General features: G+C 35.5%; 14 protein-coding genes. 10 read left to right on the top strand and 4 right to left on the bottom strand.

Annotated elements, in window-relative coordinates:
* Positions 1-7: 7 nt before the first annotated feature.
* The 3 genes from ACMAWV_RS00205 (at position 8) to ACMAWV_RS00195 (ending at position 2,065) form a co-directional block, all read left to right on the top strand.
* Positions 8-625: a hypothetical protein gene (locus tag ACMAWV_RS00205; protein ID WP_146037870.1), complete on the top strand. Its 618-nt coding sequence runs from the start codon at positions 8-10 to the stop codon at positions 623-625.
* Positions 626-651: 26 nt separating this feature from the next.
* The gene (locus ACMAWV_RS00200) at positions 652-1,716 is read left to right on the top strand and encodes a PQQ-dependent sugar dehydrogenase (protein WP_412470420.1); all 1,065 of its coding nucleotides are present in this window, start codon (positions 652-654) and stop codon (positions 1,714-1,716) included.
* A gap of 136 nt (positions 1,717-1,852) precedes the next feature.
* Positions 1,853-2,065 (top strand): hypothetical protein, encoded by a 213-nt coding sequence (locus ACMAWV_RS00195; protein WP_103218416.1) that lies wholly within the window; start codon positions 1,853-1,855, stop codon positions 2,063-2,065.
* Position 2,066: 1 nt separating this feature from the next.
* Here ACMAWV_RS00195 and ACMAWV_RS00190 read toward each other — a convergent pair whose 3' ends face one another.
* The 3 genes from ACMAWV_RS00190 to lon all read right to left on the bottom strand — a co-directional run bounded on the left by ACMAWV_RS00190 (position 2,067) and on the right by lon (position 5,309).
* Positions 2,067-2,423 (bottom strand): hypothetical protein, encoded by a 357-nt coding sequence (locus ACMAWV_RS00190; RefSeq protein WP_103218415.1) that lies wholly within the window; start codon positions 2,421-2,423, stop codon positions 2,067-2,069.
* A 4-nt stretch (positions 2,424-2,427) separates the two neighbouring features.
* Positions 2,428-2,823 carry a response regulator gene (locus tag ACMAWV_RS00185; protein WP_158246902.1) on the bottom strand — a complete coding sequence of 132 codons (396 nt, stop codon included), beginning with the start codon at positions 2,821-2,823 and terminating at the stop codon, positions 2,428-2,430.
* Between the two features lie 62 nt (positions 2,824-2,885).
* Entirely contained in the window at positions 2,886-5,309 is a 2,424-nt protein-coding gene (gene lon / locus ACMAWV_RS00180) for an endopeptidase La (RefSeq protein WP_103218413.1), read from the bottom strand.
* Between the two features lie 206 nt (positions 5,310-5,515).
* Between lon and glmU the strand changes: the two genes are divergently transcribed.
* From glmU to ACMAWV_RS00145, 7 genes are all read left to right on the top strand, one after another.
* The gene (gene glmU, locus ACMAWV_RS00175; protein ID WP_412470419.1) at positions 5,516-6,904 is read left to right on the top strand and encodes a bifunctional UDP-N-acetylglucosamine diphosphorylase/glucosamine-1-phosphate N-acetyltransferase GlmU; all 1,389 of its coding nucleotides are present in this window, start codon (positions 5,516-5,518) and stop codon (positions 6,902-6,904) included.
* Between the two features lie 79 nt (positions 6,905-6,983).
* On the top strand, positions 6,984-8,813 hold the full coding sequence (gene glmS, locus ACMAWV_RS00170) for a glutamine--fructose-6-phosphate transaminase (isomerizing) (protein WP_412470418.1): 1,830 nt from the start codon (positions 6,984-6,986) through the stop codon (positions 8,811-8,813).
* A gap of 26 nt (positions 8,814-8,839) precedes the next feature.
* A complete protein-coding gene (locus ACMAWV_RS00165) occupies positions 8,840-11,071 on the top strand; it encodes an ATP-dependent helicase (protein ID WP_103218410.1) in 2,232 nt (743 codons plus the stop codon).
* An 18-nt stretch (positions 11,072-11,089) separates the two neighbouring features.
* On the top strand, positions 11,090-13,327 hold the full coding sequence (locus ACMAWV_RS00160) for a hypothetical protein (protein WP_412470417.1): 2,238 nt from the start codon (positions 11,090-11,092) through the stop codon (positions 13,325-13,327).
* Positions 13,320-14,228 (top strand): hypothetical protein, encoded by a 909-nt coding sequence (locus ACMAWV_RS00155; RefSeq protein WP_412463572.1) that lies wholly within the window; start codon positions 13,320-13,322, stop codon positions 14,226-14,228. The genes ACMAWV_RS00160 and ACMAWV_RS00155 overlap by 8 nt, the downstream gene beginning before the upstream one ends.
* Positions 14,209-14,652 (top strand): cyclic nucleotide-binding domain-containing protein, encoded by a 444-nt coding sequence (locus tag ACMAWV_RS00150; RefSeq protein ID WP_158246901.1) that lies wholly within the window; start codon positions 14,209-14,211, stop codon positions 14,650-14,652. The genes ACMAWV_RS00155 and ACMAWV_RS00150 overlap by 20 nt, the downstream gene beginning before the upstream one ends.
* The gene (locus ACMAWV_RS00145; RefSeq protein ID WP_103218406.1) at positions 14,645-15,022 is read left to right on the top strand and encodes a hypothetical protein; all 378 of its coding nucleotides are present in this window, start codon (positions 14,645-14,647) and stop codon (positions 15,020-15,022) included. The genes ACMAWV_RS00150 and ACMAWV_RS00145 overlap by 8 nt, the downstream gene beginning before the upstream one ends.
* On the opposite strand, the gene ACMAWV_RS00140 is transcribed toward ACMAWV_RS00145, so the two are convergent.
* A complete protein-coding gene (locus ACMAWV_RS00140; protein WP_103218405.1) occupies positions 15,017-15,448 on the bottom strand; it encodes a FliG C-terminal domain-containing protein in 432 nt (143 codons plus the stop codon). The genes ACMAWV_RS00145 and ACMAWV_RS00140 overlap by 6 nt on opposite strands.
* Positions 15,449-15,464 lie beyond the last annotated feature (16 nt).

Raw genomic sequence — 15,464 nt, 5'->3', positions numbered from 1 at the left:
TAGGGTCATGAAAATGGCCCATTTTTATATTCTTTTATTAAGCTCACTTATATTTGCTAATTCTTCTTTAGCACTAACTATTTTAGATCGTGCTGATATCCCTGAGGTTTTTCAAAGAGAATATATCTATACATCTTCGCAGAGGCATTCATTTGTACAGACATATGGAGTTACAACTTGTGTTGCTGTCGTTATGAGTAATGCAGATGGAAAATCGATATTGGCCCATCTTGATAGTGGGACTAAGTTGAATGGCGCGATTTCAGATTTTGTGAAGATCTTGGGTGATGTTAATTCTATTCGTTTATATGGAGGACAGCCTCCTTATCGTTTAGAAGAAAATATTATTTCTGAATTATCAAAACATAGTTTATACCCAGAGCTCATTATACGAAATGAAAATAATGAATCACTAAATCTTATTCTAGACCTTAGGACTGGAGATGTTGTTGAATATGACGAAATGCATTCATCCACAGACTATAGAGTTGCTAACGAAAAAGTTAAAAGATTGAAGTTCTCTTCCCGTATAAGTCGCCATGAAGAATCCATAGGTGGAGGAGATATAATCGAAGTTGATCAGTCTAGTAATCAATTTGACTTTAATATGTTTTTACTTCCGTAATCTTTCTAACATGCTAGACTTTTTCTATGAAAAGTCTCAAAACAATTATTTTAATCTTAAGCTGTTTTTTATCAATTACTACTCTAGCTAAAGTAGCTGCAAAAGAAGTCTTTAAAACAAATGACATTATTTGGGGACTTACCTTTATCAATGAAAATGAAATTCTTTTCACTGAAAGAGGTGGAAAGATCAAGTATCATAACTTTGAAACTAAACAAACAAAAGACTTACTTGCTCCTAGTGTGAAGGCCCGTGGCCAAGGTGGAATGCTAGATATTGTCTATAAAAAAATAGGTGATAAGTCCTATGCATATTTCACATATTCTTCTGAAGTTAAAGGGGTCGTTGTTACAACTTTAGCTCGTGCGCAATACTCTAAGGCTCAACTGAAAAAGTCTGAAGTTCTTTTAGAAACCAAGATTATAAGTGATACGACTCGCCACTTCGGTTCACGTTTATTATTTAAAGGTAACTTTTTATTTATGACTGTAGGAGATCGAGGAGAAAGAAAATATGCTCAAGATCTCTCTTATCATAATGGTAAAATTCTTCGTTTAAATTTTGATGGTAGTGCTGCAAAAGGAAACCCATTTGAGAATAAAAGTGGTGCCCTAAAAGAAATTTGGAGTTATGGACATCGCAATCCACAGGGCATTGGGATGAACCAGAAAGGAGATGTCTTTAGCTGTGAGTTTGGGCCGCGTGGTGGCGATGAACTCAATCTAGTAAAACCTGGGCTTAATTATGGATGGCCAGTAATCACATATGGAAAAGAATATTGGGGCCCAAGCATTGGTGAAGAGAAGAAGAAGGGAATGGAGCAGCCCCTTGTGCACTGGACACCAAGTATCTCGCCATCTGGTATGGTTGTATATGAAGGAAATAAATATAAGGACTGGCAAGGAGATATCTTTTTAGCGGCCTTGGGAAGTGAGCATCTCAGAAGGCTTAAAATGGATGGTAATAAGGTTATTGCACAAGAAAGCTATCTTGAGGAGCTTGAAGAAAGGATGCGCCAGATAGCTATTTCACCGGCCGGAGAGCTCTATTTAACGACTGATTCGGGTAAGATACTAAAGGTTGTAAGGTAAGTGTTAAAAATCTAGACAGCAACGAAAAATCGTATACATCTTAAACATTTACTAGTGTTTAAGTTGTTGAAAACACAAGTCCTTTTGTTGGCATACATCATGCATTGAATATAGTGACTACAAAAGGAGAAGTATTATGAAAAAGTTATTTTTATTATCTGTACTAACACTACTATCAGCTCAGGTGTTTGCCGGAGTAAAAGAAGCATCGACTAATACATCTGATGATTCTATTTGTGAAACGAGGGGACTAAACCTCAAACAAAAAATGCAAGAAATTGATGAGTTAATTGCGAGTTCTGGTGGGACAGTTGAAAGAGAGACTGAGTCAAAGTCGATCAATCAATAATCTATTCACTTTCTCGTAATACTTTTAAAAGGGCCTCACGTTCTTCAACAGTGTACTCACCATGTTGATAGTCATCGAGAGCGTCGAGGTCCTGAGCTTTCTTTGCGACAGGCTTCGCAAACCCAGAAGATTCTCGTTTAACATAATCCACTTTTTTTGCAGTATTATTGAATAGCTTTACAGTTATTTCTTTACCTTCACTAAGGCTAGTACTTAGGTAAAAAGCTATCGTTGAGTAAACTTTTTGAGTATAAGGCTTCAAAGGTTTATTTACACTATCAAATACTGTTGAACTTTTAGAAACTGGAAAAGCTAAAATAAGAAAACTAATTGTGAAATAAATTAAAAACCTAAACATTAAATTAACTCGCTTTTTCTGATGCTATGTCGTGAGTCAACTTGTCAACTGCTCTAAGTAGATCTTCACGCTTAAATGGCTTTACTAAGAAGTCTTGCGCTCCAGATGAAATCGCTTCAATACAAACAGATTCAATATCAAGTGAAGACATCATCATAATTTTTGCATTAGGGAAGTTATTTGCTACTGATTCAGCTAGTTCTAGGCCACTAATTTCAGGCATAATAACATCAATGATAAATAGAGTTGGCGAAACGTCAAAAGATAGTTTTAGCGCTTCCTGTGCATTTCCAACACAGCCAACGACCTCATATCCTTCTTGCTCTAAAATATCTTTAACAGAAGTTCTAGAGATCTCAGAGTCATCAACAATCATTACTTTCATTTCTTCTTTTCCCATATACATTCCATTTTAAGTTAATGTTGGATAAAAAAAAAGAGGGCCTTGTTGGCCCTCATTATTTAAGCGGCAACGCCTGCTTTTCTTTTTTCTTGATGTTTTTCGTCCACTTTTTTCATTTGAACTTCTTTCTTGTAACCTGCCCAATCTACTAGAGCGATATCAAGAACTTCATCAATTGTTTTAACAGGAACAAAATTAATCTGTTCTCTTAGGTTTTCAGGGATATCAACAAGATCTTTCTTGTTGCCCCATGGGATAACAACTGTTGAGATACCCATTCTAAGAGCAGCTAATGCTTTTTCTTTTAGTCCACCAATTGGAAGAACTTTACCTGTTAAAGTAATCTCACCAGTCATTGCAACATCACGGCTTACTGGAACGCCTGTACAATTTGATACTAGGGCAGTTGCTAGCGTGATACCTGCAGAAGGTCCATCTTTTGGAGTGGCACCAGCTGGTAAGTGTACGTGAAACTCGTGGTTTTCAAAAATATCTTCATCAATTCCCATGTAAAGTGCACGTGATCTGATGTAGTTAATTGCTGTTTTTGCAGACTCTTTCATTACGTCACCAAGTTGACCTGTAAGAGTTAGTCCTTGTCCTTTCATCTTTGTAGTTTCGATGTATAGAACTTCACCACCATGAGATGTCCAAGCTAGACCAGTTGACACTCCAACTTCATCCTCATCTTTGTGATCTTCTTTTACGAAGATTGGTGGACCAAGGTATTTAACAACAGTATCTTTCACGATGTGTGTTTTTCCCATATCGCCTTTTGCAATTTTCATTGCAACTTTACGACATAGTGTACCGATTCTTCTTTCTAGATTACGAAGGCCCGCTTCAGATGTGTAGTGCTCGATAACACTCTCAACACCTTCATCAGTAAATACTACGTGCTCATCATTGATACCATTTTCATCCATTTGCTTTGGAATGATATATCTCTTAGAGATTTCAACTTTTTCTTCTCTTGTGTAACCAGATAGATTGATTACTTCCATACGATCTCTTAATGGACCTGGAATATTTTCAAGCATATTTGAAGTCGCAATAAACATACAGTTTGAAAGATCAAATGGTACGTTTAGGTAGTGATCTCTAAACTCTACATTTTGTTCAGGATCAAGTACTTCAAGTAGAGCTGCAGATGGATCACCTTTGTAGTCACCAGATAGCTTGTCGATTTCGTCAAGTAGAACAACTGGGTTGTTTGTTTTTGCTTGCTTCATCGCTTGGATAAAACGACCTGGCATTGCTCCAACATATGTTCTTCTATGACCTCTAATCTCTGCTTCATCTTTAACACCACCAAGAGAAATTCTTACAAACTCTCTTCCCGTAGCACGAGCAATTGACTTCCCAAGTGAAGTTTTACCAACACCAGGAGGACCTTGGAAACATAGGATTGGTCCTTTCATATCATCACCCTTAAGTTGTCTAACTGCTAGGTGCTCAAGAATTCTTTCTTTGATTTGAGTAAGTTCAAAGTGATCTTCATCAAGAATCTCAAGAGCTGAGTCAAGATCAATATGCTCTTCAGATTTTTTACTCCATGGAAGGTCACACATCCACTCAATATAATTTCTCATGATGCTTGCTTCAGATGAATCTGGGTGCATCTTCTCTAGACGTGCAAGTTGCTTTGTCGTTTCTTTAAGAACTTCTTCTGGCATACCTGCTTCTTCAACTCTTTTCTTGAATTCTGCGAATTCATCTTGCTCTGAAGAACCATCACCAAGTTCTGATTTAATTGCCTTGATCTGTTCCTTAAGGAATACATCTCTTTGATTTGCACTTTCAGTTGAAGAGTTTGTCTTCATCTTCTGTTGCATCATTAGGATTTCTAATTCACGATTTAGAATATCATTGATTGCGTGTAGGCGATCAACTGGATCTAATGTTTCAAGAATTGTTTGTGCTTCAGAAACGTGTAGATTTAAGTTTGATGCAATTAAATCCGCTAGTCTTGAGGCATCTGTAATATCTTCTAGAACCATTAAGATATCTGGAGAAAGAACTTTTCCGAGTTGAATAACTTTTTCAAGTTGTTCTTTAATAGTTCTCATTAGTGCAGTCGTTGCAATATTAGAGCTATCAGTCGTAATATCTTCAACCTTTTCAACTTTAGTAATATAGAAAGGTGATTGTTGTTCAAATGAAGTAATTCTAGCTTTTGATAAACCTTGAACTAGAATTTTGATTCTTCCATCAGGAAGTTTTCTCATTCTCATGATCATGGCAACAGTACCAAGTTCATAAATCTCTTCTGGTGCAGGATGTTCCGCAACAATATCTTTCTGACTCGAAAGTAGAATCAGACGATCTGAATGATTAATAGCGTGGTCAATAGCTTTGATTGATGCTTCTCTACCAACAAATAGAGGTAAAATCATAAATGGATAAATAACTAAGTCTCGGATTGGTAAGAGGGCCAATTCTTCCTTAAACTCAATGTTCTCACCCTCGTAATTTGTAACCATAAATCTTTCCTCCAACAGGTCGGCGCAATATAGGCAATTTGTTCTTAATTAACATCGGGCAATAAAAAAAACTCTTTAATAAAAAGAGCGAAAATGCGTGATTTTTTTGAGTTTTTTAACTGATTTTTTTGCTATGATTTAGTTAATGTGTTGTAATCGCATAGAGTGAAAAGAGACCGATATAGTCGGTTATTAGGAGTTTTTATATGTCACAGAAGACAACGAAGAAAGTTGCGGTAGTTGTATTAGCTGCAGGTAAGGGAACAAGACTTAAAATGGATATTCCAAAACCTCTTGCACCTTTACACCAAAATACTTTAGTCGATTATGTCATCGAAACATTTAAAGATTTTGGAGATATCACTTTAGTTACTGGTCATCAACGTGAACTTGTTGAAGAACATGTTAATGAACGCTTTACAGGTATAAATTACGTTTATCAAAAAGAGCAATTAGGGACAGGGCATGCCGTTCAGACTTATTTGAAGGATTTTGAAAACTCTCGTGGCTATGATTATACAATTGTGACATGTGCAGATACACCATTAATTACAAAAGAAACAATTAACGCTCTCATTGAAGAGATTGAGAAAGGTTCAAATGCAGTTTGTGCAACTTTTTCAGCAAGTAATCCTACAGGTTACGGAAGAATTATTCGTAAGGGGACAGGCTTTCAGATTGTTGAAGAAAAAGATGCAACTGAAGAGCAAAGACTTGTGACAGAAGTTAACTCGGGTCTTTATATTTTTAAAACACTTTATTTAATGGATCATGTATTCAATCTTTCTGATAATAATAAGTCAGGTGAGTTTTACCTTACAGATACCTTTAACCCTGAAGCAAATGTAACACCACTTCTTTTTGAAGACGCTCGTGAGTTTTTAGGCGTTAATAATCTTATTCAATTGGCCGATGCAGATATCTATCTAAGACGTGCGATTGCAGGTTACCTAATGTTAGAAGCTGGAGTTCGCTTTACAGATCCATCACATACTTATTGCTATTCAAAGAATATTGGTCAAGGAACACACCTTTATCAAAATGCATTCATCGATGACAAAACAGTGATTGGAAAAAATGTTGTGATTGAGCAAGGTGTAACAATTAAGAATTCAATTATTGAAGATGGTGCCATTATTAAGGCCAATTCATATATTACAGATTCAAAAGTTTCTAAAGGTGCTTCAATTGGACCGATGGCGCAGCTTCGTCCAGGAAGTGATATTGGTGAAGGTGCAAAAATTGGAAACTTTGTCGAAATAAAAAAATCTAAGATTGGTAAAAAGTCAGCTGTTTCACACTTAAGCTATGCAGGAGATGCTGAAATTGGCGACAATGTAAATATTGGTTGTGGCTTCATTACTTGTAATTACGACGGGGCCAATAAGCACAAAACAATTATTGGTGATGGATCTTTTATTGGATCTGATTCACAAATGATTGCACCTATTAAGATTGGTAAAGAATGCTATGTAGCATCAGGTTCAACAATTAGCAAAAGTATGCCAGATGGATCATTTGCAATTGCCAGAGGGCGTCAAGAGACGAAAGAAGGCATGGCAAGGCGTTTCATTAGGAAAAAAAGCGACAAATAAGCCTGCAAAAATTTTATTTTCGCCCGCATAATGGTATCTTTCTTTAATTAGTATTTTTTAAACATATAAGGAAGTGACTATGTGCGGAATTGTTGGGCATCTTGGGCCATCAAATTCAGTTGACGTTGTTCTAGAAGGACTTAGAAGATTAGAGTACCGTGGGTACGATTCAGCTGGAGTTAGTTTCATCAGCAAAAATGATGAGCTTCTCGTTTATAAAAAAGAAGGAAAAATTGGAAACCTTGAAGCTGAGCTTGAAGGTAAAGATATTCATGCAAGATCTTGTATTGGGCACACTCGTTGGGCCACTCACGGTGGTGTAACAGATTACAATGCGCACCCACACGTTTCGACTAAAGATGGAATTGCAATGGTTCACAATGGAATCATTGAAAATGCCAATGAAATTAGAAATGAGTTAAAAGGGCATGGAATTTACTTTGAATCAGAAACTGACTCGGAAACATTTCTTGGGCTTTTAATTTTTCATAAGCGCCAAGGTACTCCAATCAAAGAAGCCGTAATTAAATCATTTGAAAGAATTGAAGGATTTTCTGCATTTGTTGTATTAAATCGTGAAACAGATGAAATCTTTGCAATTAAAAAAGGTGCTCCATTAGTATGTGGAAGTAATGAAGTAAATTCTGAAGTATTTGTTTCAAGTGATCCATATGCTCTTGCTGGTATGGCCACTCGAATTTACTTCCCTGAAGATAATGTTCTTTGTCACCTAAGTGTAAAAAATAATCAGCTATTAAATTTTTATGAGCTTGATGGATCTAAGACTCATCGTTATATGTCAAAAGAGCAAACGATCGATCACGATCCTGCATCTAAAGGTGATTTTGAGCACTATATGCTTAAAGAAATTCACGAACAGCCTGAGTTAATTCGTTCTCTAACTCAATATTACTTTCAAGGTGAAGGAAAAGAGAGTTTAGAGTCAGCAATTAAACTACCAATGGATGCAATTAGTATTACAGCTTGTGGTACTGCTTACTATGCTGGTCTTGTAATTAAAGATTACTTCGAATCAAATAATCGCATTAGATGTTTTACAGAAGTTGCAAGTGAGTTCCGCTACCGCAATCCAATTCTTAGTCAAAATGAACTAGCAATGTTCATCTCTCAGTCTGGTGAAACAGCAGATACTTTAGCTGCGCAAACGATGTGTAAAGAGAAAGGAATGAAATCACTTTCAATTGTAAACACTGAAGGATCTACTCTTTATCGTGACTGTGATGTGAATCTTATGATTCGCGCAGGTGTTGAGATTGGTGTTGCTTCAACAAAGGCATTTACTCAACAAGTATTAACTGGAAAGACTCTTTCAGAAGTTATTTCTAATGGTGGTATGTCTGATGATTTAAGAAACTCTCTTTCTTCACGCTATAGTCTTCTTGCTGAAAGAGTTGAGCAACTTTTAGATAATACAAAACCAATTAAAGATGTTGCTGATGCAATTTATAAGTATAAAGGTTTCTTCTATACTGGTCGTGGAGCATATTTTCCAATTGCCCTAGAAGGAGCACTAAAGCTCAAAGAAATCGCTTACGTTCACGCCGAAGGTTATGCTTCAGGTGAGTTAAAGCATGGTCCAATTGCTCTTATTGATGAAGAGAAAGTTAACGTTGCCCTAGTCGGTGAAGATTTATTTGAAAAAACAGTTTCGAATATTCAAGAAATTAAGGCACGTAAAGGTCTTATTGTTTCAATTGGTCCAAAAGGTAAGGAAGATTTAAGAGAGATCTCTGATCACTATATTGAATTAGACTTTGACGGGCTTGGAGACTTGGCACCACTTTACGTAAACGTAGTAAACCAACTTCTTGCTTATTATATTGCGAAGAATTTAGGGACAGATATTGATAAGCCAAGAAACCTGGCAAAGTCAGTTACTGTTGAATAAAAAGAAAAGAGTAAATAGGAATTTTAATGAAGTTAGACCACCTCAATATTCAACAACGTCAAGCCGTTAAAGAGATTGATGGACCAATGATGATCCTTGCTGGTGCAGGATCTGGAAAAACGAGAACTCTTGTTACAAAGATTGCGTATCTTTTAGAAGAGAAGAATATTTCTCCATTTCAACTATTGGCACTTACTTTCTCAAATAAAGCCGCTAAAGAAATGCGAGATCGTGTCGGACGTGATGTAAGTTGTGATGTTGGTGCTCTTCAAGTTACTACTTTCCACTCTTTTTGTGCAAAGATGCTAAGGTCTGAGGCAAATTACTTAGGCCTTAGTAGAAATTTTACGATTTATGATACTAGTGAGCAAAAAAGTGTTGTTAAAGCGATCTTAAATCGACGTGGAATTTCACAAAAAGAAACTTCTCCATTTGAAGTTTTATATTTTATTGAAGACCTAAAAAATCACGGTCATTATCCTGATCGTGATATTTCAGATAAAGATTATGAAGTAGAAAGTGATGATATTTTCTACGATATGTATCTCGAGTACGAAAAAGAGCTGCACAAAGCTAACGCCACTGACTTCGGTGGCCTTATTTCTGGTGTTATTCAATTATTTGAAAAATTTCCAGAAGTACTCGAAAGATATCAAGAGCGTTTTCGTTATATTCTTGTCGACGAGTATCAGGATACGAACCGTGCCCAATTCGACCTAGTCACAAAACTAGCAAAGAAAAGAAGAAATATTTGTGTTGTTGGGGATGAAGATCAATCGATCTATTCTTGGCGTGGAGCGGATATTCGAAATATCTTAGACTTTGAAGAAGTTTATAGTGATGCTCAAATTTTAAAGTTGGAGCAAAATTACCGTTCTTCTAAAAATATTATTGAAGCAGCAGGAGCTGTAATTGCACGAAATACTCAGCGTAAAGGCAAGAGTATGTGGACTGATAATCCAGAAGGTGAATCAATTGAGATCGTTGAGTGCTCTAGTGATAGAGAAGAATCTGACTTTGTCGCAGAACAATTAATCCATCATCATAGTGAAGATGGTGTCAATTACGATGAAATGGCCGTCTTCTATCGAACGAATTCTCAGTCGAGACAAATTGAAGATGCACTTAGAAAATCAAATATCCCATATCGAGTTGTTGGTGGGATTAAGTTTTACGAAAGAAAAGAAATTAAAGATCTAATTGCTTATATTAGACTTCTTGTTAATGACAAGGACTCGCTAGCATTAAGTCGAATTATCAATGTACCAACTCGTGGAATTGGTGCCACAACTTTAAGAAAGATTGAAGAGGAGGCGATTAAGTCAGATAGTTCTCTTTGGGAAGTTGTGAATAGAGTTGTGGATAACCCAGAAGATTTTAAACATATAAGACTTTCGTCTCGAGTTAAGTCTTCACTGTCTCAATTTGTACATCTCATTACTGAAGCTAAAGTAGCTCATGATGAGGGGGAAGCATTAGAGACCGTTTACGAAAAGCTCCTTTATGAATCTGGCTATTGGGAAATGCTTCGAGCTGCAAAGGACTATGAGTCTCAAGCTCGAATGGAAAACCTTGAAGAGCTTGGAAGTGCATTTACACAATTTGAAGATCAGAACCCTAACGGACGTTTCGGAGCATTTCTAGAAACGATAACTCTTGATAACTCAGCAATTGGACAAGAAGAAGAGAATCAAGGCGAAGTTTCTTTAATGACGATTCACGGAGCAAAAGGGCTTGAGTTTGAATATGTCTTTGTGACAGGAGTTGAAGAGACTGTTTTTCCAAGTTATCAATCGATTGAAAATGGAGAAACAGCAATAGAGGAGGAGCGTCGACTTTTCTACGTTGCGATGACAAGAGCGATGAAGAGACTTTATATTACATTTGCCCAAGGTCGAATGTTATTTGGTCAGCTACGCTTTAATGGCTTTAGTCGATTTATCCAAGAAATACCGAATAAATTTTATATATGGAAAAAGCTAGGTGGTGGACGCCAACAATCAATGGATGATGATTGGGACGATCTATGCGATCCAGTTTACGATGATGAACCAGTTTACCGAGTTGAAAAATCGCCAAGTATAAGTGCAAAAAAAGTAACTTATCCTAAGGGTTCAAGGATTGTTCACTCTCTTTATGGAGAAGGAACGGTTTTAGAATGTATCGGACCTTCAGGAGATGAAAAGGTAACGATTAAATTTAATGACGGTGCACAAAAGAAATTTATGGCAAAGTTTGCGCCACTGACTTTAATCTAAAATACCATTGGAGGGTATGTGAAAACTAAGTCACCATTAAAAATAATTTTTTTATTTTTAGCGTTTCTAATTGTTTTTTCTGCAATTATTTTAATTGTTGCTAAACGAAACTTAAAACCAGATGCAATTAGACAAGCCTTTACAACACAGCTGCAAAAAACATTACCTAATGCGGAAGTTTTAACGCAGTCTCTAGACTATTCCCTAGGCCTTAACTCTAAAGTGAATATTAGAGGAGTTGATATTCTCTATCCTCATGGTGGAAGAAAACTACCTCTATGCTCATTTGAAAATCTTCAAATAGAGATTCCATTTTGGACGATGTTAATGGGTTACGGAACAATTTCTGTTAATATTGATAATCCTAAAGTTAGCTATATAGAATTTAAGAAGGGATCAAATTGGGAAAACTCTTTTGCCTCAAAAGCAGTTGTAAGCTTTGAGCAGGAAGATAAAAAATCAATCAAGAAAAAAGAAGAAAGTGAAGATAATGGCCCTGGTCTGGCCGTCTTAAGTTTTTTCTCTGACGCCTCACTAAACTTTAACGTAACAAATATTAATGCAAATTATGCATTAAGAGATAGTGGTTTTGGTGAAGTAAAAATTGAAAAACTTGCTTTAAGAGATATTGGTTTTAATACAACTTCTGTTTTTGAACTTAAGTCTCACTTCATTCTTTCTAAAGGAAAAACAAATGAAACATCATTTGACCTTCTCATTATTGGAGAGACGGTACTAGATAGATGGTTAGAAGAGAAAAAACTGAACTTTAATGCCGAAGTTGATATTAATAATATAAAGTCGAATTTAATTGTTAAGCCATTAAAAAAATTCTCTGTAAAAATGGACGGTGATATTGAAAAGAAATTGATGTCTTCAAAGGTTGTGGTTGCTCTGGAAGAACATCAGTTCATGAAGTCGAAATTAGACTACGACTTAGAAAAGGGAATATTAAAGTTACATAATATAAATTTAGAAAGTAATCTTGAAAATATTGTTTCTTATTTTGTAAACGTTGCAGATTATGGCGTTAAAATTAAAGATGGAAATCTGAGAGTTGAGGGAAGTATCACTTCGAAAAATGAGAAGCTATTCCCAAGTCTTACAACAACAGTTGATAGTAATCTCGTTGCACTTGGAATTCCTGTAAATGTTAATGTGAAAAATAATCTCAATAGCAAGCAAATCAGATCTGCAATTGAATTGAAGTTATTGGAAGGTATTGTAAAAGTAGGTCAGTCTACACCTTTTGTTTTAGGAGTTGACCGTTTCGATTATTTAAAAACTTCTACAGTGAATTTACATTTACAAGATATTCAAATTCCGACAGAAATTAAAGAAAAGATGCCGGAACATAAAACGGTTCGAGATGTCGAAGTAAAAGATGAGAATACTGATATTGATATTTCTAGTACAAGTGGTGAGGTATTTTCAAACTATCCTGTAAAATCAAAGATTAAATTCTCGAATGTTATTTTAGGTGAATCACCGATTAATGGTCAGTTAGGTATAAGTGTAAATAGAAAGAAATTAAGTATTTCTACAAATAGGCTTAAACTTGGAACTGCTCCTTTGAATCTGAACCTTGAATCTGAGATTCATAAAAAGGGAAAAACGACTGAGCTAAAAGCTTCATTCACTGACGTTGATATTGTAAGCGCTGCTCTTTTTATTCCAAAAGGTATTGTTAAATCAGTTGAAGGTAAAGCGTCGGGTAATTTAGATGGTAAAATGATTGGTAAAGAGTATGACTTCAATGTCGCTTTAAATATCAAAGAAGCTAAGCTGCATAAAATAAACTTAGGTAAGGTCGTTGGAAACTTATTTCAGAAGCTTGATAAGTTAGCGAGTAAAGATATTACAATTAACGGTGACATTAATGAGGTATCTTTCAATGGACGCCTAGACGATCGCTATCATCAATTTAAAAGTTATAAGGTTATTTTAGATGAAGGAAAATATGCTTTAGAAGGCAATGGGAAAATTGATTTCAAGGCCCCAGGTGAATTACTTGGAGCGGTTGTTGTTAATGAAGAAGAATTAAAGCATGATCTGAATAGAGACTATGGAACAGCTAAAATTCCTTTCCGATTAGAAGGTATTGGGTATGCGCTAAATACTGACTATAAATATACTCTCGAAGAGTTAGCAAAGAGTGCCGCAAAAAATTTATTAAAGAAAGAATCAGATAAAGTCCTTCAAAAAAATAAAGGCAAAATTAAAAAATTATTTAAGGGTATTTTTAAAAATGACTAAAAACTTAATTGCTTCGGTCGATATCGGATCGAACTCTACACTTTTGCTCGTTATTGATCGCGATACAAAGGAAATTGTTCAAGAGTTTTCTACAATTACAGGACTTGGACGAGGTTTAGATAAAGAAGGTGTTTTTCAAGAAAAATCAATGGAAGATACTTTTAAAGCTTTAAAAGAGTATAAAGAGGAATGTCTAAGATTAGGTTGCAAAAATATTATTATTACTGCAACAGAAGCTTCTCGTGTTGCTAAGAATGCACCTGAATTTTTCTCTAGAATTAAGTCTGAACTTGATTTGGATATTGAAATTATATCTGGAGAAGGAGAGGCTTTCTATACTGCTTTTGGTATTAATGAAATGATGAAGAAGAAATCCAAAAAACAACTTATTTTAGATGTTGGTGGAGCTTCTAGTGAATTAATTTTAATAAAGACAAAGCCGTTTGAAATAATTGAAACGGTTTCTTTACCAATTGGTTCAGTTCGAGTTGATGACTGGATTAGAGATGGCCAACTAAGAAATAAAATAGATGAAATTTTTGAAAGCTTTAACCTAGAATCTTATCTTGGACAGGATGTTATTGGTGTTGCTGGAACTCTTACTAGTTTAGCATTAATGTTTTCTGGTGAAGATTCTTATAATGCGGAAGCTATTAATGAATATTCAATTTCATTAGCTGATTTTAATGAAAGTACTGATCGAATACAATTAGTAGATTCGAAAGCTCTTGGAAAACAATTTGCTTTTCTTGGAAAAAGATCAAAAACAATACAGTCTGGAGCGATTTGTGCACAGACTATTCTAAATAAGATTGAAGCGAAGAATATCCATTTTTCAACTTATGGACTTCGTTATGGTACGGCACTTAGAGGAGAGATCGATGACGTTTACCGCGTATGAAACGAGTAAGGTTGAGATTGAAAGCCTACTTTTTAAAGAAAGTGCAAGTGCTGAATTTGTCTTCCTTGTGAAGTCAGGAACGCTTTTAACTGTAAAAGAACAAAGTGGAAGACTTGTACCAACTGGTACTCATAAGAAAGGTGATTTCTTAGGTGTTTCGGGGGGAATCAATCGTAAGGTTTATGATGAGTCTTGTTTTACAATTGAGGATGTTGAAGTCGTCCCAATTCCAATTACAGAAATTTCAAAAATTATCGACTCAAATGAACTGTGGCTTAAAAAAATTGTTAACACAACAATTGATCGTCTTGATAGTGCTATTAATATTTTAGCAGAACATAAAATATTCGATACAACTAAAAGTAGCGACTTTGTTTTTACTGATGAAGTAGAAGCTAAATTTAGGAAGTTAATCAATGAATAGACTATCGTTATTCTTTCTTTGTGCGTTCTTAATAGGATGTAGTGGCAATAATAATGATTGGCATGGTGGAGCTGATGCTAACTCAAATGGAGTTCGCGATGATATTGATAGCTGGATAGAGAAGAAGGCCAATGGAAATGAGAGACTAAAAAATGCTCTTGTTAATCTTGCTAAGATAAACCCTGCCAAGTGTGAATATTCTATTAAGGCAAAATGTCTTGATCAGTTGAGTGAGGATGGAATACTTCTTCAGATAGAGCTATTAGATCTTCAGTTAAATACAAAAGAGTTGAGGGCAGAATTTGAGGGCAATATTAAGAACTGCCCCCAAATCGATGATCGTAAAATTAATTATAAATGTGATTTATAGACTTAGTCGTCCTCTGTTGTTGAGGGCGACAATAGTATCTGTGACACGCTTTCTTGCTCTTTGAATATCGCGTGCTTCATTTGCACCAAGATTTTTAACTAGGTAAGAGTAGGCTTCTTCTGCCGCTTCTCTAGGTAAAATTGTAAGAACTTTCTTTTGAAAAGATTTCTCACATTCTTTAAGTGCAACACCAATCACTGGTGCCTTAATAAATTTAACTACTTGATTTAAGTCGATCTCATCTAGTGCATAGATCGTATCGAAAGTAATACTTTCAGCATAAAGTTCTTTAGCAAGTGTAGGATTTCTCATTTGAATATTTTTCAAAAGAGTCGCCCTTTCATCCGCATTCATAAACTTCAGCATCTCAATAATTTGAGCCTTTCCATTTATAAATACACCACCATTTTGCTTATTAGCTTCCATTTACTTTCCTTTGGGA

The organism is Halobacteriovorax sp. RT-1-1, from assembly GCF_047085455.1.
Lineage (GTDB): Bacteria > Bdellovibrionota > Bacteriovoracia > Bacteriovoracales > Bacteriovoracaceae > Halobacteriovorax_A.
The sequence above is the reverse complement of the archived record's forward strand: the minus strand, read 5'-3'. Positions and strand labels throughout refer to the sequence as shown.

What these genes read in the sequence shown, in the direction of transcription:
- ACMAWV_RS00190 (WP_103218415.1), bottom strand. Translation starts at nt 2,423, where the DNA reads ATGTTTAGGTTTTTAATTTATTTCACAATTAGTTTTCTTATTTTAGCT.
- ACMAWV_RS00140 (WP_103218405.1), bottom strand. Translation starts at nt 15,448, where the DNA reads ATGGAAGCTAATAAGCAAAATGGTGGTGTATTTATAAATGGAAAGGCT.
- glmU (WP_412470419.1), top strand. Translation starts at nt 5,516, where the DNA reads ATGTCACAGAAGACAACGAAGAAAGTTGCGGTAGTTGTATTAGCTGCA.
- ACMAWV_RS00205 (WP_146037870.1), top strand. Translation starts at nt 8, where the DNA reads ATGAAAATGGCCCATTTTTATATTCTTTTATTAAGCTCACTTATATTT.
- ACMAWV_RS00145 (WP_103218406.1), top strand. Translation starts at nt 14,645, where the DNA reads ATGAATAGACTATCGTTATTCTTTCTTTGTGCGTTCTTAATAGGATGT.
- lon (WP_103218413.1), bottom strand. Translation starts at nt 5,309, where the DNA reads ATGGTTACAAATTACGAGGGTGAGAACATTGAGTTTAAGGAAGAATTG.
- glmS (WP_412470418.1), top strand. Translation starts at nt 6,984, where the DNA reads ATGTGCGGAATTGTTGGGCATCTTGGGCCATCAAATTCAGTTGACGTT.
- ACMAWV_RS00165 (WP_103218410.1), top strand. Translation starts at nt 8,840, where the DNA reads ATGAAGTTAGACCACCTCAATATTCAACAACGTCAAGCCGTTAAAGAG.
- ACMAWV_RS00155 (WP_412463572.1), top strand. Translation starts at nt 13,320, where the DNA reads ATGACTAAAAACTTAATTGCTTCGGTCGATATCGGATCGAACTCTACA.
- ACMAWV_RS00150 (WP_158246901.1), top strand. Translation starts at nt 14,209, where the DNA reads ATGACGTTTACCGCGTATGAAACGAGTAAGGTTGAGATTGAAAGCCTA.
- ACMAWV_RS00185 (WP_158246902.1), bottom strand. Translation starts at nt 2,823, where the DNA reads ATGGGAAAAGAAGAAATGAAAGTAATGATTGTTGATGACTCTGAGATC.
- ACMAWV_RS00200 (WP_412470420.1), top strand. Translation starts at nt 652, where the DNA reads ATGAAAAGTCTCAAAACAATTATTTTAATCTTAAGCTGTTTTTTATCA.
- ACMAWV_RS00195 (WP_103218416.1), top strand. Translation starts at nt 1,853, where the DNA reads ATGAAAAAGTTATTTTTATTATCTGTACTAACACTACTATCAGCTCAG.